Origin of the sequence: Sulfurospirillum diekertiae (assembly GCF_011769985.2) — a bacterium.
Lineage (GTDB): Bacteria > Campylobacterota > Campylobacteria > Campylobacterales > Sulfurospirillaceae > Sulfurospirillum > Sulfurospirillum diekertiae.
This window is the reverse complement of record NZ_CP039734.2, coordinates 1302421-1323894: the sequence shown is the minus strand read 5'-3', so window position 1 is coordinate 1323894 and position 21474 is coordinate 1302421. Positions and strand designations below refer to the sequence as shown.

Annotated in this window: 21 protein-coding genes; 5 read left to right on the top strand and 16 right to left on the bottom strand. The window is 33.1% G+C overall.

What is annotated here, in order from left to right; all coding sequences use genetic code 11:
* Positions 1-294: 294 nt before the first annotated feature.
* The 3 genes from FA584_RS06780 to FA584_RS06770 all read right to left on the bottom strand — a co-directional run bounded on the left by FA584_RS06780 (position 295) and on the right by FA584_RS06770 (position 2451).
* On the bottom strand, positions 295-1212 hold the full coding sequence (locus tag FA584_RS06780; protein ID WP_025344676.1) for a 4Fe-4S binding protein: 918 nt from the start codon (positions 1210-1212) through the stop codon (positions 295-297).
* Positions 1199-1846: a 4Fe-4S dicluster domain-containing protein gene (locus FA584_RS06775; RefSeq protein ID WP_025344675.1), complete on the bottom strand. Its 648-nt coding sequence runs from the start codon at positions 1844-1846 to the stop codon at positions 1199-1201. Before FA584_RS06775 ends, FA584_RS06780 begins: the two co-directional genes overlap by 14 nt.
* A 269-nt stretch (positions 1847-2115) precedes the next feature.
* Positions 2116-2451 (bottom strand): DUF4405 domain-containing protein, encoded by a 336-nt coding sequence (locus tag FA584_RS06770; protein WP_025344674.1) that lies wholly within the window; start codon positions 2449-2451, stop codon positions 2116-2118.
* A gap of 218 nt (positions 2452-2669) precedes the next feature.
* Here FA584_RS06770 and FA584_RS06765 point away from each other — a divergent pair, with 218 nt between their 5' ends.
* On the top strand, positions 2670-3341 hold the full coding sequence (locus FA584_RS06765) for a response regulator transcription factor (RefSeq protein WP_069478037.1): 672 nt from the start codon (positions 2670-2672) through the stop codon (positions 3339-3341).
* Positions 3338-5164, top strand: coding sequence for a sensor histidine kinase (locus tag FA584_RS06760; protein WP_167748975.1), 1827 nt, complete (start codon positions 3338-3340; stop codon positions 5162-5164). Before FA584_RS06765 ends, FA584_RS06760 begins: the two co-directional genes overlap by 4 nt.
* A gap of 136 nt (positions 5165-5300) precedes the next feature.
* On the opposite strand, the gene FA584_RS06755 is transcribed toward FA584_RS06760, so the two are convergent.
* Positions 5301-5525, bottom strand: coding sequence for a hypothetical protein (locus tag FA584_RS06755; protein ID WP_025344671.1), 225 nt, complete (start codon positions 5523-5525; stop codon positions 5301-5303).
* A complete protein-coding gene (locus FA584_RS06750) occupies positions 5522-7003 on the bottom strand; it encodes a reductive dehalogenase (RefSeq protein ID WP_025344670.1) in 1482 nt (493 codons plus the stop codon). Before FA584_RS06750 ends, FA584_RS06755 begins: the two co-directional genes overlap by 4 nt.
* Positions 7004-7243: 240 nt before the next feature.
* Here FA584_RS06750 and FA584_RS06745 point away from each other — a divergent pair, with 240 nt between their 5' ends.
* The 3 genes from FA584_RS06745 to FA584_RS06735 all read left to right on the top strand — a co-directional run bounded on the left by FA584_RS06745 (position 7244) and on the right by FA584_RS06735 (position 10302).
* Positions 7244-7915 carry a response regulator transcription factor gene (locus tag FA584_RS06745; RefSeq protein WP_025344669.1) on the top strand — a complete coding sequence of 224 codons (672 nt, stop codon included), beginning with the start codon at positions 7244-7246 and terminating at the stop codon, positions 7913-7915.
* Entirely contained in the window at positions 7912-9735 is a 1824-nt protein-coding gene (locus FA584_RS06740) for a sensor histidine kinase (RefSeq protein ID WP_025344668.1), read from the top strand. Before FA584_RS06745 ends, FA584_RS06740 begins: the two co-directional genes overlap by 4 nt.
* A 150-nt stretch (positions 9736-9885) precedes the next feature.
* A complete protein-coding gene (locus tag FA584_RS06735; protein WP_025344667.1) occupies positions 9886-10302 on the top strand; it encodes an iron-sulfur cluster assembly scaffold protein in 417 nt (138 codons plus the stop codon).
* Positions 10303-10698: 396 nt separating this feature from the next.
* Here the strand turns inward: FA584_RS06735 and FA584_RS06730 are convergent, their stop codons facing one another.
* The 11 genes from FA584_RS06730 to FA584_RS06680 all read right to left on the bottom strand — a co-directional run bounded on the left by FA584_RS06730 (position 10699) and on the right by FA584_RS06680 (position 21469).
* Entirely contained in the window at positions 10699-10923 is a 225-nt protein-coding gene (locus FA584_RS06730; protein WP_025344666.1) for a hypothetical protein, read from the bottom strand.
* A complete protein-coding gene (locus FA584_RS06725) occupies positions 10920-12425 on the bottom strand; it encodes a reductive dehalogenase (RefSeq protein WP_167748973.1) in 1506 nt (501 codons plus the stop codon). The genes FA584_RS06730 and FA584_RS06725 overlap by 4 nt, the downstream gene beginning before the upstream one ends.
* Before the next feature lie 358 nt (positions 12426-12783).
* Positions 12784-13317, bottom strand: coding sequence for a carboxymuconolactone decarboxylase family protein (locus FA584_RS06720; protein ID WP_025344664.1), 534 nt, complete (start codon positions 13315-13317; stop codon positions 12784-12786).
* 194 nt (positions 13318-13511) lie between these two features.
* Positions 13512-13982, bottom strand: coding sequence for a 6,7-dimethyl-8-ribityllumazine synthase (ribH, locus tag FA584_RS06715; RefSeq protein ID WP_025344663.1), 471 nt, complete (start codon positions 13980-13982; stop codon positions 13512-13514).
* A 208-nt stretch (positions 13983-14190) separates the two neighbouring features.
* Positions 14191-15261, bottom strand: coding sequence for a bifunctional 3,4-dihydroxy-2-butanone 4-phosphate synthase/GTP cyclohydrolase II (locus FA584_RS06710; RefSeq protein WP_025344662.1), 1071 nt, complete (start codon positions 15259-15261; stop codon positions 14191-14193).
* Between the two features lie 9 nt (positions 15262-15270).
* A complete protein-coding gene (ribA, locus tag FA584_RS06705; protein ID WP_025344661.1) occupies positions 15271-15834 on the bottom strand; it encodes a GTP cyclohydrolase II in 564 nt (187 codons plus the stop codon).
* Positions 15835-15962: 128 nt separating this feature from the next.
* Positions 15963-17672 carry an FAD-dependent oxidoreductase gene (locus tag FA584_RS06700; RefSeq protein WP_025344660.1) on the bottom strand — a complete coding sequence of 570 codons (1710 nt, stop codon included), beginning with the start codon at positions 17670-17672 and terminating at the stop codon, positions 15963-15965.
* 91 nt (positions 17673-17763) lie between these two features.
* Positions 17764-18423, bottom strand: a complete 660-nt coding sequence (locus tag FA584_RS06695; protein ID WP_223809794.1) for a cytochrome c3 family protein — start codon at positions 18421-18423, stop codon at positions 17764-17766.
* Positions 18399-18863, bottom strand: coding sequence for a cytochrome c3 family protein (locus FA584_RS06690; protein WP_025344658.1), 465 nt, complete (start codon positions 18861-18863; stop codon positions 18399-18401). Before FA584_RS06690 ends, FA584_RS06695 begins: the two co-directional genes overlap by 25 nt.
* 259 nt (positions 18864-19122) lie before the next feature.
* Entirely contained in the window at positions 19123-19812 is a 690-nt protein-coding gene (locus tag FA584_RS06685) for a response regulator transcription factor (protein ID WP_025344657.1), read from the bottom strand.
* Positions 19793-21469 carry a cache domain-containing protein gene (locus FA584_RS06680; RefSeq protein WP_191342093.1) on the bottom strand — a complete coding sequence of 559 codons (1677 nt, stop codon included), beginning with the start codon at positions 21467-21469 and terminating at the stop codon, positions 19793-19795. Before FA584_RS06680 ends, FA584_RS06685 begins: the two co-directional genes overlap by 20 nt.
* Positions 21470-21474 lie beyond the last annotated feature (5 nt).

The window sequence follows — 21474 nt, the reverse complement described above, 5'->3', positions numbered from 1 at the left end:
TCCTTTTTTCTTGAGTTTAATCAAAGAGATAACCTCTTTAGTTAAACAATTTAAGACATTGTATTAATGCAACGTGAGATAGAGCGCTTGTGATATTAAAAGTATCTTCAATAACACACATAATCATCTCTTCTCAAAAAGGAAAGAACCGATATAGTTTCAATATTATTCACTTTAACCTCTTCAGAAAAAAATATTGTTCTAACGGCACAAGTGAGAATAGCCGCCAAACTTATATACTTTTTCTTGTAACCATTGGTTACGCCCATTTTATAATCCCTTTTGTAAAGTTAATTAAGCTGTTTTATTCATTGTTTCAATGGATGTATTCAGTACATTCACATCTTTTACTTCTTTAAATTTTGTTTTTTTATGCTCGTATAAAGCAACAATGTCTATGGCATGTTGCGGACAATATTCTGCACATAGCATACATTTGATACAAATACTCATATCAGGAAGCCCTCTATGATGTCCAATATTAACAGGACATACTTGTTCACATAACTTACAGTTGACACATGCTTCTGTTGTTGAAGGAACGATTGTCTTGTTATACGTTGACATAAGCCCTTTCAATGAACCGACAGGGCAAACTTGTGACCAACCTCTTACAAATAAAAACATAGATACGATAGGAATTATTAACAATAAAGTGTCATAACGTAGTGCAATGTGAAAATGCGTAATTGTAGAATGATTGACTGTTTCAATAAGAGCCCGTGAAATGATTCCTAATGGACAAATTGTGCAAGGTAGTGGATACTGAAATACAAATATTCCTATTAATGTACCTATCATCATGACAAAGATATCATCCATACCAGGTTGCGGTACATACTTTTGCACTTTATTTTTTACTTTAGTGTATTTTTTATAGGTCTCATTAGATGTCATTTTACGTATAATTCCGCCCATATAAGACGTAGGACAACCCCAAGAACAAAACGATCTTCCCGCTAAAAAAAGAAGAACTGAAATTGTTAAAAAAGGTACGATAAGTTTTGTATTAATAGTGTGTGTTGCTAGAGAGAGCTCTATAAAACCAACTGGACAAATAAGCCTAAAATAACCAATACTTACATAACATGTTCCGGCAACAGTTATGATGCCAAATGCACCTAGTATAATGCTTAGCATAGAAAAGTTATGTACACTTTTTCTAATGATTTGTAATTTTTTTACATTAATAACTTTATTAATTTGATTCATTTTTTGCTACCTTTTTTACGTCTGCTATAGGAATCATATCAATGCACCGTGGAGGACAATAATGAGCACACAATCCACACCCAATGCATTTATCTTTAACAATATAAGGCTTTAACGGGGAATCTTTGAGTTTTATTTTTGTAGGTATATCACGTTCTTTAGTATAAGGTTTATCAGGAACTTCTGGATTTGGAAAGAGTACTACTCCCTCAATGGGGCAATGTAAAAAACAAACCATACAATTCACACACTCTTCTTCTTTTATAATGGCAAGACCAAGCTTTTCTTCTTTTAAATCTTTAACTACACTCAAAACATCTGTTGGACAAGCTTTAACACATAAAAGACACTCTTTTCCCCAAGCAATACAGCCACCATTTTTGATATCAATTATAGGTGTGCCGATATTTTTAACATCCCAACAAAGATCAATAAGTGTCACCGCTTTAGTGGGGCATGCTGAAACACAAGCACCACATTTAATACATGCTTTATAAAAAGTATCGTCTTTAATGGCGCCTGGAGGTCGTAAGTAGTGATGTTCTCCTGACATTAACGGAACAGCTCCAACAAGACCGAACATCGCTCCTGCTTCTGCGCTGTAAATTAAAAATTTTCTTCGATTAAAATTCATCTTTTTCTCTCTTAAAGATTGTCCTAGCACTAAGACTCTCTTATCATTACTTATTTTTATTGCTATGTAATGATAAGAAAAAAAAATAGATAAGTTGTGCGGAGAAAATAGATGAATAAAAAATTTTACCTTTTTTTTAATACAACATAAAGTTTTATCTCTTTGTAGTCATAAAATCAAATAAGATAGAAGAAGGACTTTTATCATAAAGTCCTTCATTATGTGTAGATATTCAGAGAAGTTTTAACCCAGTTCTGAGGAAATTTTGTTTACTCTTCTAATGTTTTTGCAATATTTTCCATCTGCTTTATTTTTTCTATGTTTAATGGTTTATTAATACCTACACCATAAAGTAAAACCATTATTATGCTCAATACTCCTGTAAAAAGTGCCATCTTTTTTATATTCAAGTATTTTTTTACTGAACCGAAGTTAAGATACAGGTGTAGACTACCGGATAAAACCATCAAGACTCCAAAAATCTTATGAACAGGATGCATCTGAAACTGAAACTCAAAACTATTCAGTATAATCATCAAAATACCAGAGCTCCCAACTGCCAGCAATGAAACCAATAACGTCAACGATACTACTTGTCTAAACATGTCGTTCCTTTATTTTTGTATTAATACAATCAACATTCAACACTAAAACTCCATAGTACATAAAACTTGTAGTAACTTTGTGTGCAATAAAGAGAGAACCTTGAATTTTATGAATATTTATAGGTAACTATTAAATAGATAATTTTTACTCTTTTAAGTTAATTTTTAACAAAATATCTGATAGAATCATAGTTATAAACTATAGGATAGGTTCACACATGTTTAAAAACTATAAAGTACTTTATGCAGAAGATGATGCAGGAATTCGTAAAAATATTGGAGAAATTCTTTCTCTTCTTTTTGATGATGTACTTCTAGCACAAGATGGGGAAAAGGCATATGAATTGTATCAAAATGAGTCTCCAGATATCATGGTACTCGATATTGAGATGCCCTATCTTAATGGCTTAGAAGTGGCCGAAAAAATCAGAAAAAGCAATAAAAATATCCCGATTGTCATGGCTACAGCTTATACAGACACGGCATATTTTTTAAAAGCAGTTGAATTAAATCTAACCTCTTATATTTTAAAACCAATAGAAACTTCTGATTTGAAAAAAGCACTTAAAAAATGTGAAGAGCAATTAAGTTATTCTAAAAATAGCGAAATTCACATCAATCAGAGCGCATATTATAATGTAGGTGAACGAACACTGTATATCAATAATAGTGAAGTCAGATTAACGAATATTGAAATGCAATTTCTTGAATATATGTTGAAAAATCCTAATAGAGTTATCAACTATAGTGAATTTGAGTATAATATTTGGGAAGAAGGGATGAGTGGTCCAGCTATTCGAACCCTTGTCAAAGATCTAAGAAAGCACCTAACCAAAGAGAGCATTCAAAATATTCCAAAAGTTGGATACAAGCTGGTTCTTCAAAAATGAAGTTCTTCTTTCTTTTTTTTCTTTTGACACTCTCTTTATTTAGTGGCGTAATTACTTTAAATGAAGAGAAACTCTTATTACATCGAAATACGTATCTTTTAAATGAAAATATCTTTATAGAAGATGCTCTCAAGCATAGCGATTTCATCAAAAACAATAACCTTTCCGTTTTTTTAAGAAAGCAATTTACAAAGAACTATTGGTTAAAAATACCTCTCAAAAACACACTCAATAAAGAGCTAGATAAAACACTTCTTTTTTACTGGAAGAATATCAACCTCCAAGTTTACTATAGCAAAGACAATAAAATCATCGAAACTAAGTCTGTAAGTGATGGCATAAACAATGGTATTTCTTACTACTCTTTCATTATAGGACCTAATGAAGAAAGTACCATCTATATCAAAGTCAATGATCACCCATTAGTGGATGATTTTTCTGCTGCTTATATCATCAATACTGAACAACTTATATCAGAAATTAGTAACTATGGGAGCGTTTATAAACATGGTCTTTTATTTGGTATTTTACTTACCATTCTTTTTGCAAGTTTATTTATGTACTTTATGACATCCTTAAAAAGCTACTTTTATTATGTCTTGTTTGTAATGTCCATTATCTTCATTACCTCAAACTTACACTGGAGCTTTTACTCAGCACTGAGTCCATACCTTGAAAAGTCAATACTCTATAACATTATGAAAGTGGCTAATCCTTTTAGTATTTTGATGACACTTACCCTTTTCACCAAAGAGTTTTTTGATCTCAAATATAAGCATGCCACGATTAATAGCATTTTAAATTTTTACATGCTCTCTTGTATACTAATGGTAATTATACAGTTCATCTTTTCAAATGGATCTTTGATTATTTTTTATCCAGGTATATTATTACCAGGTTTTATTTTAATTGGTCTCATTATGTTAAAACAAGACAAACTGCAAGCTTCCCTTTATTCTATCGCGATGATTTTATTAATCTACCCTCTATTTATGGAGTCCTTTATTAGAATATTCAATTTTGATGGTGTACAAAATATGAACAATTACCTTCAAGTCACCAGCACACTATGCTCTTTATGCCTAAGCATTGTAACCCATATAAAGCTACTCTCGATCTTAGAAGAAAAAAGGCAATTTGAAAAAGAGATACTTGTACGCTCACGCTTTAGTGCGATGGGAGAAATGATTGCCAATATTGCCCATCAATGGAGGCAACCACTGAGTCATCTTTCCTCTATCGTTGTCAATATAGACATGCACAGCCAGCTTGATAAACTCTCACCAAAAACCTTACAAGACAAACTCAATGAGATGCATTTGCAGATTCGTCATATGACCAATACCATAGAAGATTTCATGAACTTTTTTTCTCAGAAAAAGCAAAAATCTACTTTTTCATGTAAAGAAATCATTGATGATTCACTCTCTTTTATGCGCACATCCTTTGAAAGCAATCATATTCAAATTTACACACAGTGCGATGCAATGTTTGAAATCAATACATATAAAAATGAACTTATACAAGTCATTATCACCATCTTAACGAATGCAAAAGATGCACTCAAAGATAATCCTGAAGAAGATCGAAAGATTTATTTTAAAACAAGTAAAAATGAGATATCCATTAGCGATAATGCAGGGGGAATTGATAGCAAAATTATTCATCGAATTTTTGAGCCTTATTTTTCAACAAAACTTGAAAAGAATGGAACAGGACTTGGACTCTACACAGCAAAAATCATTATGGAAAATAATATAAAAGGGAGTATTCAAGTTGCAAACAATAAAAGAGGAGCCGAGTTTATCTTAAAACTTCCATAGTCTCTTGTTTTTTAAAATAGTACTATCGCCATTACTCCCAAAAATATCGCTTTAACAGAAATACAAAACAAAAAAGGTACATTACTTCCAAAAAATGGTAGACTTTGTACCTTTTATTTAATAATCAATTCAAAGATTAACGCTCAAGTTTATCCCATAAAATATAGTTTGGCTTAAACTTCATTGCAAGAAAAACACCGATGATCGAAAAAATCAATCCAGCAACCATTAATATACTACCAGCTTGTGGCTCATCTTCTCCATAACTTCCCATTGAAATTTGGAAAGTAACCAAAATCAATGCCAAATAAAGTAAACTCAAACCAATTGCTTTATAATTTAAAATATTTAATAATTTCATGATTTTTTTACCCTATCCTTTCCTGTTGTCTCCGTATCTTTAAAGTGAGATGTATCTAAACCATAGGTATTGATTTTACCTTTCCATACTTCTTCTACATTTCGTGTTTTACCATAACCCAGTGCATCATCCATACCTAGCATTACAGGATCAAGGAATCTTGTTTTATCAATCAACCATTCAACGCCATCATGAATCCAAATATTGCCTTTTGTAAAGGGGCAAACAGCTACACATATGCCACAGTCTCCGCCCGATTCAACCCAATACTGTAAACATTTTTTATGGTCATTGTGCCATTGGTAGCGGCCATTTGCATTATGAATATCTCGTGCTTCATAGGATTGTGGCCCTTCTGAGATTGCCTTGGAAGGACAGTCTCTTGCACATTTTTTACATGTTTCACAAAACTCTGTAACACCAAAATCAATTGGTTTATCGGGAATAAGAGGCATATTGGTAAAGATCTTAGAAAGACGAACCATTGGTCCATACTCAGGGGTGATGATAGTTCCCATACGACTAGCTTGTCCTAAACCTGCTTCAACAGCAAAGGCAACTGATTGTCCAACACCATTACAGCTTGGTATTGCATAGTAGCCTTGGTTACGAATAAACTGACAAATCCACATATCATGCGCCACCATACGAGAGTAACAAAGTGCCGCAGCTGCATGTGCCATAGAAGTAGCCAAACACTGCATCATATCACGGTTCATCGCAAAAGCAGAAACGATAACATTGGCAAAGCTATTTGGAATAATGTATTCATCTTCTGTTTCCGTTGGTTTTTCAATATCTTTAAAGTTAATTGGCTTTGTGATAAAGTTATTATCATCCTCAGGCTTATCTGATACTGTAGTAAAAGCCTCTTTAAAGATCCAATTTCGGTTCAATCTTGCAATACCCACTAAGTCAGCCCCTGCTAATCTTGTAACGTATTTAATCTGATTTGTTAATATGGCAGGATCTTTTTCATCTGGTGCTTTGTTATAGATATGTGGCCAATCCTTTGCTGCTTTAAAATTATCCCATAAATGCATCTTTCTATTTGGCTTTCCATATCCTAGCATTTCATTCAGTGTCCACGCAGCTGATTCCCATGCTCTAGCAGATCTTGCCTCAGCAACACTTGGAGCTTTAACGCCAGGTGCATGTTGTGCTGTATTAATCAAATTTTGCTTTTGGTCCATCATAGAAAACACCCAAAACTTAGTTTCTCCTTTGAAGTTTGGAATCATCACTGAAGAGGGATGATAAAATGCCACATGCCCCTCATTAAATCTTTCATACTTTTCATTGATTTTGATAGGAGATACCCCATCTGGCATCGCGAATTGATGACGAATCTCTTGCGATGCTTTTTCTTTTGCATGAGCATCTGTGCCCCCAAATGGTGCAATAGTAACCGCAACACCAACGCCAGCAACTATCTTTCCAAAATCTCTACGTGAAAGTTCAGGTTTTTTCTTTTCCATATTTACTCCTTAAAAAATCATCTACCATACAATCATGATAATGATTTTAAACCTTCTTGTAACCTTTAATTAAATGATCCCAAGTACAACCATTTAACATCTGACTTATTATGAAAATTGTATTTAAAACTTATGCAACCGTTGTATAACTAAAATAGAAGGAAAATATTTTTTATCTACAAGTTCTATATTTCTTTTTTTATAATACGTACATTATTCATAAAATTTCAGGGATTTAACATGCTCGCTTCTTATACAATACTCTATGCAGATGATGAAGAACAAACTCGTGAAAACATAGGAGAAATACTTTCTCTTTTTTGCAAAAAAGTATATTTAGCCAAAGATGGGAAAGAAGCTCTTCAAATCTTTCAAAACAATACTATTGATATTGCTATTTTTGACATCGAAATGCCCTACTTTAATGGACTTGAAGTGTGTGAACAAATTCGTGAATTTAACCAAAAAATACCTCTTGTCATTGCTACTGCTTATACAGACACTGAGTATTTTTTAAAAGCCGTTGAACTTAATCTAGCAGCTTATATCCTAAAACCTGTCACCGCGATTGATCTCAAAAATGCTCTTAAAAAATGTGTTGCTAATCTTAAAAACAATAAAAATGAAAAAATTTATTTTTCTGATATAGTTTATTATGACACTATTAAACGTGCTCTTTTTGTCAATGAGAAAGATGTAATTTTGAGAAGAAGTGAAATCACTTTTTTAGAATATTTACTAAAACGTGTTAATGAAATTGTTAGTTATCAAGAGTTTGAAAATAATATCTGGGAAGAAGGTATGAGTAGTGCCGCTATTCGTTCGTTAGTACGAGATATCCGAAAACATTTGCCTCCAGAGACTATTATTAATGTAGCAAGACTTGGTTATAAATTGAAACTCTATAAATGAAACTACTACGCTCTTTTTTGATTGTTTATTTATTAATACTTTCTCCTGCTTGTGCTTTGCCTTATATTAATTTAGAAAATCCATCAACGTATCTCCTTAAAAAAGATATATCTATTGATGAAGCTATTAATAATCCTAGTTTTTCGAAAGTAAATCTACAATACTCTGATATGCGAAATTTAGATAACAGAAATTTTTGGATAAAAATACCTATGTCCAATAATAATGTTCAACAACTTGAAAAAAGCATTATCTTCTTTTGGTACAACGCCAAATTGGATCTTTATTATGTTAAACATAATCAAATACTAAAACATTCTTCACTTTATGACCAAGATCGCACTGGGTTTGTATTTGATAATTTTATCATTAGCCCCAATGAAACTTTAACCCTATATGTAAAATCTAATGAAAAAAAAGGGTATGATGTCTTTAAATCCATAAAAATAGTTAATCAAGAAAAAACCTTTAGTGTTATTTCAACAGATAAGTCTTATTTTGACAATGGATTCTTTTTCGGAATTTTAATTAGTATATTTTTCTTTAACTTAATCGTATTTTTTTCTATCAAAGAAAAAAGTTTGGGATACTATTGCTTGGTACTTTTACCCCCAACACTCTACTGTTCTCCTGATATTGTCGTCTTATTAGAGTGGTTAAACTTTTCCAATAAAAATATCATTGTCCTTTTTAATATCTTCTTCCCTGCCCTTCACATTATCACTTTTCTACTCTTTACTAAATACTTTTTTGAAACAGAAAATAATTATCTTTGGGTTGATAAATTTATCAATATAAGCCTTCTCTTCTCTTTAATATTAAATATCTACAATTTTATCTTTGACCACTACAGCTACATTATAGCAGCATTAATTCTACCCTTTTTTTTCATGGTTGGTATTGTCAACCTCAAAAAAGATTTCACAGTCTCCGTTTTATACATCATCAGCTCAGCCTTTATCTACTACCCATTTATCTTCTATTTTTCTTCATTTGATATCAAATTCTTTGATACCTACTTAAACAAGGGCACCTACATCAACAATATGCAGGTCACCAATACTATTGCTGCAATTTTACTGTGCTTTTCTATTTATATCAGGTTGAGTAAACTCTTTTATGAAAAACTCTCTTTTCAAAAAGAGCTTTTAGCCAAATCACGCCTTGCTGCAATGGGCGAGATGATTGCAAGTATCGCTCACCAATGGCGACAACCTCTTAACAATGTCTCAACAACTTTGGCCAACATTGAAATGACCAGTGAACTTCAAATGCTTTCACATGAAAAATTGAAAACAAAGGTCCATGAAGCCAATACACAGATAAAATACATGTCAAATACTATCAATGATTTTTTAAATTTCTTTTCTACAAAAAAAGAGGAGCGTGTTTTTCTCCTTAAAAGCGCCGTTGAGAGTGCCATGGTATTACTCCGAACACCTTTTAAACAAGAACAAATTTCTTTACATGTAAAGAGCGATGAAAGTACTATCATTGGATGTAAAAATGAACTCATTCAAGTCTTAACCATTCTCATGAGCAACGCCAAAGATGCCTTGAAAACCAAAGAAGACAAACAGATATGGATTACTATCAAAAACAAAGAAATATTCATAGAAGATAATGCAGAAGGAATTGATCTTGAGATCATTGAGAAGATATTTGACCCATACTTTAGCACTAAAAAAGAAAAAAATGGCACTGGTTTGGGGCTTTATATGGCAAAAATTATCATAGAAAAAAACATCGGTGGTTCTTTACATGTAAAGAATTCTAAAAAAGGCGCAAAATTTATCATTGATCTTAGCCATGTTAATTAATATGCTATATTTGTATGAAAATACTTCTAGACATTAGGAATGCGCAGTATGAGATAATAGGTTTTTTCGTCTAATTAACTTATATTTTACCTATAAACGTCCTATACTTTTTTGCCATAATTAAAATTTATAACTAAAGGAATAAACACTATGCGTGATGATTTTGACTACACAGGGCTCATAAGCCAATTAGAAGACCATATGAAAAACCCTCGTTTTTATGGACTATTAGATAATTACAATGCCAAAGCGACATGCCTTCACCCCGATGGAAAAGGTAAAGTTGTCCTTACTATGCAAATTGAAGATGATAAGACTGTCAGATGTGGTTTTGAAATCAAAGGTTGCCCATCACTGCTTGCACAAGCTTCGCTTTATTTAGATTCTGCTTTTAATGCTACGCTTTCAGAGACTTACATTTTAGCTGGTAATATTTTGAAACAAATCAAAGATGACGATTCTAAAGAATCACGATGCAGCATGTTATTTTTAACAGCGTATAAAGAGTGCGTAGAAGCTTATTATGAAAAAGAGAAAGAAGAGCGCATTACGACTCTAACTTTTTAAAACAAGAGAGATAATTGGCGATCTAGCTCAAAAGAGAGTTATTTACCAAGTCATCTCTCTTAAAACTGAAAAAAAAGTTATAACGTTTTCTTATATCAATTACAAACCTAAAAATATACTTTTTTTCTTTTCCATTGACTTTATCAAAGCCAAAAATGTTTTTATGGCTCGCTTGATTGCATCACCAGAGTATTGATTTCGTGATTGAACTCGTAATCCCTGCATAAATGTCATAATCAAGTCAGCCACTTCATCAGCGCTTTGGAGTCACTCCAAAATAATGGGAATGTCAAGCTAAACGTGCTGTATATTTAAGCATATTTATGACTTAGAAAAAGAGAAAAGTAGGGTTTACATGTAATGATGTAAACCCTACTTTATGCATAGATTTAGAAATTAACGCTTAAGCTTTTCCCATAAAATATATGTTGGCTTGAACTTCATTAAAAGAAAAACGCCGATGATCGAAAAAATCAATCCAGCAACCATTAATATACTACCAGCTTGTGGCTCATCCTCTCCATAACTTCCCATTGAAATTTGGAAAGTAACCAAAATCAATGCCAAATAAAGTAAACTCAAACCAAGCGCTTTATAATTTAAAATATTTAATAATTTCATGATTTTTTAACCCTATCCTTTCTAAAGCTTACAGCGTCTCTAAAATGGTCTGCGTCTAGACCATATGTATTAATCTTTCCATCCCAAACTTCTGTAATATTTCGTTTTGCACCATAGCCCAATGCATCATCCATACCAAGCATTAATGGGTCTAAGAATCTTGTGTTATCAATAAGCCATTCAACGCCATCATGAATCCAAATATTGCCTTTTGTAAAGGGGCAAACAGCTACACATATGCCACAATATCCACCAGATTTCGGCCAATAATCTAAGCATTTATTATAGTCATTTTGCCACTGTAATTTACCTGATTGATTATGAATACTTCGTCCTTCAAAAGTTCTTGGACCTTCAGTAATTGTTTTTGAAGGACACTCACGTGCACATTTTTTACATGTTTCACAAAATTCTGTTACTCCAAAGTCGATAGGCTTATCTGGAACTAAAGGCATATTTGTAAAGACTTTTGTAAGTCTTACGTTTGGTCCAAATTCAGGAGTAATACAAGCACCCATACGACTAGCTTGTCCTAAACCTGCTTCAACAGCAAAGGCAACTGATTGTCCAACACCATTACAGCTTGGTATTGCATAGTAACCCATATAACGAATAAACTGGCATAACCACATATCGAACATACACATACGTGAATAACAAAATGATGTTGCTGCACATGCCATACTGTTAGGAGCTGTTTGCATCATTTCGCGGTTCATAGCGATACCTGCAACGATAACATTTTCACAAGTATTAGGGATAATTAATTCATCATCAGTTTCTATTGGTAGTGGAACATCTTTGAAAACGATTGGCTTTTCAATCTGTTTATGCAAAGATTGTTCATAAGGTACGTCAGCTGGTATAGTTACTGCCTCAGAATAAACCCAGTTACGATTTAATCTTGCAACACCTACCAAATCAGCACCTGCCATACGTGCAGCAAATTTTACATAATTTGTAAGTTCCACAGGATCAGTTGTATCTGGAGGTCTTCTATCTAACCCTGCTGGTGCCCACAATTGGGTGTTAGGCATAGTCTCACCAGACCATAACATAAAAAATCTATTTGGATAATGGTTTCCATAGTTAATATCTAAGGTCCATCCAGCAGCTTCAAGTGCACGACCTGCTCTAGCTTCTCCTACATTTTTAGCTTTCATCTTAGGACCATTTTCACCATTTTCAATCTGACGTACTTTCTCATCATATGCTGATAAAAACCAAGGTTTCACTTCACCTTTGTAGTTTGGTTTAAAAAATGAGGTTGGATGAATAAACGCTGTTCGTACTTCAGCATATCTTTCCAATTTGTCGTTAACTATGATGGGAGAACCTGCAGTCATTGCAAATTGTTGACGAATTTCAGCTGCATTTTTCTCTTTTTCAGCTGCATTTGCACCTGGTACACCAAATGGAGCTATCGTTGCTGCAGCTCCAGCTCCGATAATCAACTTACCAAAATCTCTTCTTGAGAGTTCAGGCTTTTTTTTCTTTTCCATACTTCCTCCTTAAAAAATACCAAGAGTAACAACTTACACAGTGGTATTCAAACCTTCTTGTAACCTTTTATAAATAACCCCAAGTACAGTTATTTATTTTTTAATGTGTTTATGAATTAATTTCACATTTTAAGAATGATATACAAAAGTTATAGCTTTGTTATAGGAAAGATATAGATTTTAATTTTAAAATAATGAAAGTTAATAATATTTACGAAGTAATAAGTAAATACTTTTCTTTTTTTATATTTTTGGAGATTTTATAAAGATTTTGTCAATATATCAGACAATAATTTGTGTTAAAGGAACGCTTTTAAAAAAAAAGTAAGATAAAAAGTCGTCCCTAATATTTTATGTTTTATTCGCTTCCAAGACCAAATGTATTAGATAAGGTATTGATATAATTAAAATATCCAACAATACAAACCGCTTCAAAGATCTCTTTTTCACTGTATCCAAACGCCTTGATAACTTCTATATCTTCTTTCATGATTTTATAGTTATCTTTTTTTGAGGCACGAATACAAAAATGAAGTAACCTTTTTTCAGCTTCACTACAACTTAGGGCATCAATACCTAATGCTATTTCTTCAATTTCAACCTCACTCACACCTAAAGCCCGTGCAAGTTGCTTGTGTACACCTGCACACATTTTACACCCATTATCCAATGATACTAATATTGCAATTCTTTGTTTGGTGACATAAGGGAGTAATGTTTCTTTCAAGAGAAACTTGGAAACCATAGTATCTGTAGCAAAATAAACGTCTTCATTTAATGCAAGTAGCTGAAATATCTCACCCAAGCTACCCGTTTTTTCCAATTTCTTATCCGCATGTTTTTTAACAGAATCACTCATATTTTCATAGACGCAAAGTGCTATGTGTGCCATATTCTATCCTTATTTTTAAAATATTTAATTATTATAAATGTAAGTATAGAAAATAATTATAGGTTGTTTGTAGATAATAATAATTTTTCTACTAATTCTTTAATCATTAAATAATATTCAGTAGTATTTCTATCTATCTCGATGCTCAAAAAAACACCATCAATTCTATCAATATCTACATCTATAACTTTTTCTTAATTCTTTAATGCAGAGTATAGACTTAATAGTTCAATGACAGTAACCATTGCTTCAAAACCTTTATTACCTGCTTTACTACCTGCTCGTTCAATTGCTTGTTCAATGCTATCCACTGTCAGGACACCAAAAGCGACTGGTTTAGCAAATTGAAGTGCTACATTGGCCACACCTTTGGTCACTTCTGCAGACACATAGTCAAAATGTGGCGTTGAACCACGTATTACTGCACCTAAACAACATACTGCATCGTATTTACTACAAGCCAAAAGACGATTAAGTGCCATTGGAATTTCAAATGCACCCGGTACCAAAACAAGATCTAAATTTTCATCTTTGCCACCATGTCTCAAATAGGCATCCCGCGCTCCTTCTACCAAACGATCTGTGATGATATGGTTAAAGCGTGCATTAATAATAGCAACTTTTTCGTCACCATTTAGGGACAATTTACCTTCTACAATATTCATTATTATCCTTCATATCATACATTTTAACAAAATGGATATACTGATATAATCCATTGCAGACTCATTTATTAATTTTAGAGAATTGAATGCATGTGCCAATCATCATTCCCAACACAACACAACTTAAACCATACGCTACAAGATAGAAACCCATTACACTGATACCTTTTTTACTCTTTATTTTCATTGACAATAAATACTTGTTATTTTAAGCAACAGTTTCATTAACATTCGTACTTTTAATGACGCTAAGGCCAAACCCACTAATGCCAACAAACTCTTTATTCTTACTATCACTTAAAAGTTCTATATTTTCTATACCTAGATGTTTAATTATTTGCGCACCTATACCGTATTCACGAATTTTAGACATATCTTGTGTTCCATTATCCATAAAAATCAATACTCCACCACTTTTTTGCAGATAGTGTATGGCTTGAATTAAGCTATTATATTTTTTTGTATCAGCTAAAAGTTCATTATCAGGCATAATACTATGAAATTTTACTGCTGATCTATTTTTAATATTTCCAAACGCATAGGCTATATGATGGTTATCATTATGATCCACAAAGTCATAACGTCTGGCATCTTTGCCTAAAAATTGCGTTGTTGATTCGGCAATAACACGAATAAGTGATTCATTCATCATGCGATACTCTACAATATCAGAAATATAGACAATATTTAATTCATGCTTCGCACAAAAGATATCCAGATCAGGACGTCTAGCCATTGTTCCATCTTCTTTCATGATTTCACAAATAACGGCAGAGTCACCCTGTCCTGCTAAACGACATAAATCTACAGAACCCTCAGTATGACCTATTCTTACTAATGCACCACCCTCTTTAGCAATCAATGGAAAAATATGGCCGGGACGAACGAGTTCTGATTCATGCGATCCACCATCTGCTAAAATTTTTATGGTCATATCACGCTCACCTGCAGATATACCCGTTGCTGCTGTTCTTGCATCGACTGTAATTGTAAAAGCGGTTTCATATGATGAATCATTTTTTTTGACCATAGGCTCTAATTGCAATCTATTTGCTATCTTTTTTGAAATAGCAACACAGATAAGCCCTTTTGCATGACTTGCCATAAAATTAACTTTTTGTGGTGTAGAAAAAGAAGCAGCATAAACTAAATCACCTTCATTTTCTCTATCTTCATCATCTACCATAACAACCATCTTGCCTTGTCTAATATCCTCAATCGCTTGATTAACGCGGATAATAGCCTGGAATGTTTTTTGATCGCTTAATATTGCATTCATGTTTTTCCTTTAAAGTAAATGACCCATCATTTCTTTTTTAGTTTTCAAATAATCAACGTTATGATTATTTGAAGGTATAATAATTGGCCATCTTTCAATAATCATAATGTTTTTTAAACAACTCATTTTTTTAGGGTTATTCGTAAGCAAACGAATTTTATCAATTTTAAAATGCTCTAAAATAGTTTCTACCACTTCATAACTACGTTCATCACTTTTAAAACCCAACTGATGATTTGCTTCAATAGTATCGAACCCTTGATCTTGTAGCGCATAGGCATTTACTTTATTAAACAAACCAATATTGCGTCCTTCTTGACGTAAGTAAATGATCATTCCACCAAGTGATGAGATATTCTGCAATGCAAACTCAAGCTGTTCACCACAATCGCATTTTAAAGAGCCAAGTGCATCCCCTGTTAAACATTCACTATGAATTCTAACCAATGGAATCTGCCCAAGAGGTTCTTTGAAAATCACTAAATGCTCTTTAATACCTTCTTGAAAAGATTGGATTTTTAAATTTCCAAATTTGGATGGAAGATTAGCAATATTTGAGATTTTAATGTTCATTCCATATCCTTTAATAACGTTTTATCTATTGCTATGTAGAGATATAAGATAAAAGACCTTGTATATAACCTCGCAAGGGTACATACAAGGTCTGCTTATTACAAGCAGACCTATCTCAAAAATGTAACTTATAGTGTCATTTTTGTTTTAACATCATTAACACTCTTACCTGCAGCAACTAGACCAGTAAGGCGTCCGAATGTCATACAACGTCCATGACCAATACCTGGACAGATTGTTGGGTAATCGCCTGCAAAGAAGTTACCTTGTGCAGCACCAGCAACATAGAGGTTATCAAATGCTTTATCATCTTTATCAAGAACAAGCATTCTATCATCCGTACTAAGACCGCCACACATTGTAAGTAATGTTGCCAAAAGCTTACCAGCATAAAAAGGTGCCTTTTCAACAGGATAAAGACATTCAGATCTTTTACCAAAATCTGTATCATTCTTAACCTTGACAATTTCATTGTATCTTTTAACAGTTTTAACAAATTCTGCTCTTGGAACACCCATTTTATCTGCAAGTTCTTCGAGAGTGTTAGCAACAACAACTTTTCCCTCAGAAATATGTTTTTCAAGCATATGTTTTTCATCGTCCATGCTCCATTCTTTAACGCCTACAATTTTATCTTGTTGGCCAAAGAATAAACCACCACCAATTTTTTTCTTCATCATCTCTTCTGCATAGCTAAGACCGTTTGCATCATAAACAGACCAAGCAATGCCATCTTTTTGATACAATTTACCACAACTCATTGATTGTGTATTGATATCTTCATTTTTAAAACGTTTACCATATGCGTTTACATGTAAAAAGTTATAACTTTTTGCACCTGCTTCTAAGTGAATAACTGCAGCATGGTTTGCATCTCTTTGCATAGCACCACCAATATCCATAGCAATCATATGACCATCACCGGTATTGGATTTACTTGGAAAATAAATTTGAGCATCTGCAAGTGATGATGTTTGAGAGTAGTAAGAAACCATATCATGATTTGAAGCATAATCGCCTGATGCTATAATAACAGCTTTTTTAGCTGCATATTGAACATAACCTTTTTTGGTTTTAGCAATAACTGCTGTAACTTTATTACCATCTTTAACAAGTTTAAGTGCTCTCGCTTCAAAAACTACATCTACGCCTTTCTCTTTTGCAATTTCAACAAGAGCATCAACCACAGGTGCGTTACCAGGTACGCCATTTTTATCTCTAAACATATGTGTTACTGGGTGTTCATAATAGAATGGATCTTTACAACCTTCAAACCATTGACCATTTTGAAAGCCTTTTGTTTTCAATGTGTTATCGAGCCAATCCATACATGCGCCACTTTTTTCAATAAAGAGTCTTAGTAAGTCTTCATCAACACGTCCTTGTCCCCATCGTTCAAGTTCTTTCGCGATTTGTCTTGGATGAATATCTTTAGTGATTCCGTGTTTATCTTGAAAATCTGAACCAAATGCAGTAATATGGCCACCACGGGCACCTGGTCTTTTATATTTTTCCAACACAATTACTTTTGCACCAACTTCTACAGCAGAAATAGCTGCACACATACCTGCAAAACCAGCTCCAATGACGATAATATCAGCTTCAACAGTCTCTTTAACTTGGCTTGCATCAACTTTTGGTAAAGTATTTGGATATGCAGGATTTTTTGAAGGAGCAATTCCTCTTTCAGTGATAAAAGGTTGCGCAGCTGCTTTATCTAAATCTGGACCTTTTTCTGCAGCACTCAAACTTGAACCAATTCCTGTTGCACCTAATGCCACAACTCCTGTACCAATTGCACTGGTCTTAAAAAAATTTCGTCTTGATTGATTTGTCATCTTTTTTCCTTTTTTGATTTTTCGTATGTATTGACTCTTGCGAGCACCTTATTCTGTTCTGTTTTTTATTTTTGTTTTAGGGGATACTTTGTTAATTAGAACTTCCTTTTCCGTATAATTTTTCATTTATTTTAATTTTTTCTTTTGCAGAGCCTTTTTCATAAAGAGCGTGTTCTGGCTTATAAATATTTAACATATTATTAAGTCCGTTATGTCCTATCTCTGCATGACAACTTGCACAACCCAATTCTTTATTTGTACCAAGAAGTCCATTATAATGCTCATGCATTTGTCGAGCTTTTGGACTTATTTTTTCATTTGTTGCATAATTGCTATGACACTTAATACATCCATCATCATAAACAAATTTAGCTCGCTCTTCTCTCTTTTGTTGCCAGTCTATAGCATCTGGATTTCCAAAAAAATGAGTACCTACTTCAGACATTCCATTTTTTGCTTTTGTAAAAACATAATTGACAAGATTATTATGAGGAAGATGGCAATCAACACAATTGACTCTTATGCCTGTTTTACCGTTGCCACCATGAACATCGTTATCATATGATGCTCTCATCGGCGCCATTTCATGACAAACAACACAAAACTGAGGCGTTCCTGTTCTTGATATTGCTTCATAGGATGTATAAGAAACGATAAAGCCTACAACAATTCCTACAACTAAAAGAAGTGGAATTTTCTTTTTAATAGACGTAAAAATATTTTTTATCATGGCATTACCTTCTTCATCCAATTAGGAACCTCTTTTTCGTGACACTCCATACATCTATTTTGTGAAGGTTCATGTTCTTTATGACACTCATCACATGATAATGTTGGGCCATCATGATAGGAATTATGAGGATTGGTATGGAACATATCCATAAATCCTGTTCGTTTGGCCATTTTTTCTTTACTTCCATGACAGCTAAGACACCCTTTATCCCCAATGTATTCAAATTTAGCAGGAACACGTCCTTGGTCATCATGACAGTGAATACAATCTATGGATAACTTCGCATGGTGCGATTTGATTGGGTATTGGTCTCTTAATTCCTTGCTTACTTCTATCACAGGTGTAGCCTCTTTGGCTGTAGTAGTAGGTGACATAGCATTGTCAACAGCCTGTACAGAGATACACAGTAACACAATGGAAAAAAGAAAGATGCCAAGTATTGGAAAAACTCTTTTCACGTTACAACCTTTCTTTTTAATTTCTAAGTTTAAGTATAAAGCAATACACTATCAGAGAACTCATCTGAAAATTAAAAAAAACTTAAAATTAAAGGAGGTGTTGAAGATAGAAAATGCTTACATGTAAACCATGTAATGAAGTAGTTTTACTTTATAAAATATCCTTGTACACAAACAAAAACACTATTCTGTCCTGTACATTTAATCATTTGCTTCAGAAATAAATTTTTTGATAGTTAATTTGACTCGCTAAAACTAATTACAATGTTTTAACTTTTAAAATATATCCTTCACTTGGGATGTTTTCAATATCAATAGAGTGAAGTTGTTTTTTAATTCTCAGGATAGCATTGTGTAAGATATTTTTATTAACAGATTCGCCATCGTAAATGTAATCTTCTATCATATTATAAGAAACCAAACGACCTATATTGTAAGACAATAACCAAAATATTTTATTGCTTGTATGTGAGAGAAAAACAGGTTGATTATCTATATATATAATCTCTTTTTGGTAATCAATATAAACACTTTCACTAAGAATTTTTGTCGTATATTTGATTCTTCCTAAACTCATTATAAGAGCTGTTTGTAACTCTTCTATATCTAAAGGCTTACGCAAAAAACTACACGCTCCCTCTTTCATACTCTCAATCAAGTTTTTATCATTATCATAAGAAGTCATAACGATAAACAATTGTTCGGATTTGAGTTTTAATATCTCTTTAATCATATCCAGTCCATTAATACCAGGCATATGAATATCCGTGATAATAACATCAATATGATGTTCTTTAAAACTTTGCAATCCACTTAGTCCATCTGCCGCTTCATAGCAAGCTTTGCAATAGGGCTTAATATCTTGTTTAATCGTCGTTCTTGCAATCTCATCATCTTCGACTATAAGTACACAGATATCATTAAGTAAATTAAGCGTTTGCAGATGCATCGTTTTGCTCCTTTGGAGATAAATAATTTTTAAAAGAAAATCTAAATATTGTTGGCATTGAAGATTGCACCAATACAAGATCACCTTTGAGTTTTTCTCTGGCTAATTTTCTTGCAAAATAAAGCCCAATACCACTGCCTAAAGTTTTTTTAGAACTTTTAATATTGTCAAAAAGTTTTTCTTCAATCGCTTTACTAATTCCCTCTCCCCAATCTGCAATATCAACGTTGACTAATTCACCATCAAGAGAAACATGGATTTGTATTTTATTATCTATTCTGTCATTCGTCATCAGTAATGCTTCTTTTGCATTTTGAAGCAGAACCAGTAATACTTGTTGAATGAAGTTATCTACAGAAGTAATGTTTAACATGTCACATCTATCACAGTCAATCTCAACACTGATATTGTGACGAGAAAAATCAATATAAAGAACTTGTAAAACCCCGTCTATACACTGTTTTAAGCAAAAAGTAGTGGCATTTCCATCAAACCTATAAAAGTTTCGAAACATCCCAATAGTCGTAGACATAAGCGCAATAGCTTTTTGAGACATGATAAGGTTCTCTTCTAAAACTTCAGAAGTCAGTGTTTTATTTTTTGATTTGGAAAGCATTGAAGAGGATAAAAGACTTAAAGAATTCAAAGGTTGATGCAATTGATGATTAATCCCAGAGATGAGTTCACCTATCTCACTGATGCGAGAACGATGTGCTAAAATAAACTCATATTCATCTCGTTTCAGCTCAATTTCGCGTCTCCAATATTCATGTAAAATATTAATGATAACAATAAATATAGCACCTAGAATAAAAAAGATTACACTAATCAAGATCAACTTCTTTGTTTGCACCGTCAAATTTGCAAAAGCAGTTTCTTTTTTTAACGTGAGTACCACTTTCCATCCTGTAGATTCAATCGTATCAAAAAAAGCCAAATAAACTTTCCCCTTTACAAGGTATTCAATATATCCTGACTTTAGTGCAAATATTTTTTCTTCCATCCAGCCAAGTTCTGGATTAAATTCAGAAATTTTCTTACCGATAAAATTAGGATTTGGATCAACAAGAAGTCTTCGGTCTACATCGATAAGTGCTGCAAAACCTCCATCCAAGTTACTCGAAGAAACTTTTTCTTCCACATCTTTAATCTCAACAACCAACGTTGCCACACTATCTCCATTAAAAGGAGCAATCGCCGCAACCATATTATCAATTTTATTAATAGGGCTTTTAAAAACTTTACTGATTGTAGGATTAAAACCATTAGCCAACATCGTTTGATAAGGCATATTGGCTTCTTCCTCTTGTGGAGTAAGTGCCCAGTCAGGTTCTGTATGAATGAGGGTTTGACCTTTGTAGTAAACCATAGAAGCATCAATATTGGCAGATTGATTGACGAGGTAGAGATAGTTTCGTACATTAGCAGGTGATCTATCTTGAAGATTCTGTGCACGCCGAGCCAAAGCAAGAGCTGTTCGCTGCTTATCTCCCAACCATTCTTCAATATCTCGTGTTAAATCAGCAGATTTACCTTTAAGTTTATCATAGATTTCTGTACTGGTTGTTTCATACATCATAGAATAGTTGATACTAAGAAATGCCGTAAATCCTAAGAGCATACCTCCCATAATAGAAAGGATAATCTTTTTTTCCAACTTCA

Coding starts and splice junctions, on each gene's coding strand:
- FA584_RS06780 (WP_025344676.1), bottom strand. CDS start 1,212: ATGAATCAAATTAATAAAGTTATTAATGTAAAAAAATTACAAATCATT.
- FA584_RS06775 (WP_025344675.1), bottom strand. CDS start 1,846: ATGAATTTTAATCGAAGAAAATTTTTAATTTACAGCGCAGAAGCAGGA.
- FA584_RS06770 (WP_025344674.1), bottom strand. CDS start 2,451: ATGTTTAGACAAGTAGTATCGTTGACGTTATTGGTTTCATTGCTGGCA.
- FA584_RS06765 (WP_069478037.1), top strand. CDS start 2,670: ATGTTTAAAAACTATAAAGTACTTTATGCAGAAGATGATGCAGGAATT.
- FA584_RS06760 (WP_167748975.1), top strand. CDS start 3,338: ATGAAGTTCTTCTTTCTTTTTTTTCTTTTGACACTCTCTTTATTTAGT.
- FA584_RS06755 (WP_025344671.1), bottom strand. CDS start 5,525: ATGAAATTATTAAATATTTTAAATTATAAAGCAATTGGTTTGAGTTTA.
- FA584_RS06750 (WP_025344670.1), bottom strand. CDS start 7,003: ATGGAAAAGAAAAAACCTGAACTTTCACGTAGAGATTTTGGAAAGATA.
- FA584_RS06745 (WP_025344669.1), top strand. CDS start 7,244: ATGCTCGCTTCTTATACAATACTCTATGCAGATGATGAAGAACAAACT.
- FA584_RS06740 (WP_025344668.1), top strand. CDS start 7,912: ATGAAACTACTACGCTCTTTTTTGATTGTTTATTTATTAATACTTTCT.
- FA584_RS06735 (WP_025344667.1), top strand. CDS start 9,886: ATGCGTGATGATTTTGACTACACAGGGCTCATAAGCCAATTAGAAGAC.
- FA584_RS06730 (WP_025344666.1), bottom strand. CDS start 10,923: ATGAAATTATTAAATATTTTAAATTATAAAGCGCTTGGTTTGAGTTTA.
- FA584_RS06725 (WP_167748973.1), bottom strand. CDS start 12,425: ATGGAAAAGAAAAAAAAGCCTGAACTCTCAAGAAGAGATTTTGGTAAG.
- FA584_RS06720 (WP_025344664.1), bottom strand. CDS start 13,317: ATGGCACACATAGCACTTTGCGTCTATGAAAATATGAGTGATTCTGTT.
- ribH (WP_025344663.1), bottom strand. CDS start 13,982: ATGAATATTGTAGAAGGTAAATTGTCCCTAAATGGTGACGAAAAAGTT.
- FA584_RS06710 (WP_025344662.1), bottom strand. CDS start 15,261: ATGAATGCAATATTAAGCGATCAAAAAACATTCCAGGCTATTATCCGC.
- ribA (WP_025344661.1), bottom strand. CDS start 15,834: ATGAACATTAAAATCTCAAATATTGCTAATCTTCCATCCAAATTTGGA.
- FA584_RS06700 (WP_025344660.1), bottom strand. CDS start 17,672: ATGACAAATCAATCAAGACGAAATTTTTTTAAGACCAGTGCAATTGGT.
- FA584_RS06685 (WP_025344657.1), bottom strand. CDS start 19,812: ATGCATCTGCAAACGCTTAATTTACTTAATGATATCTGTGTACTTATA.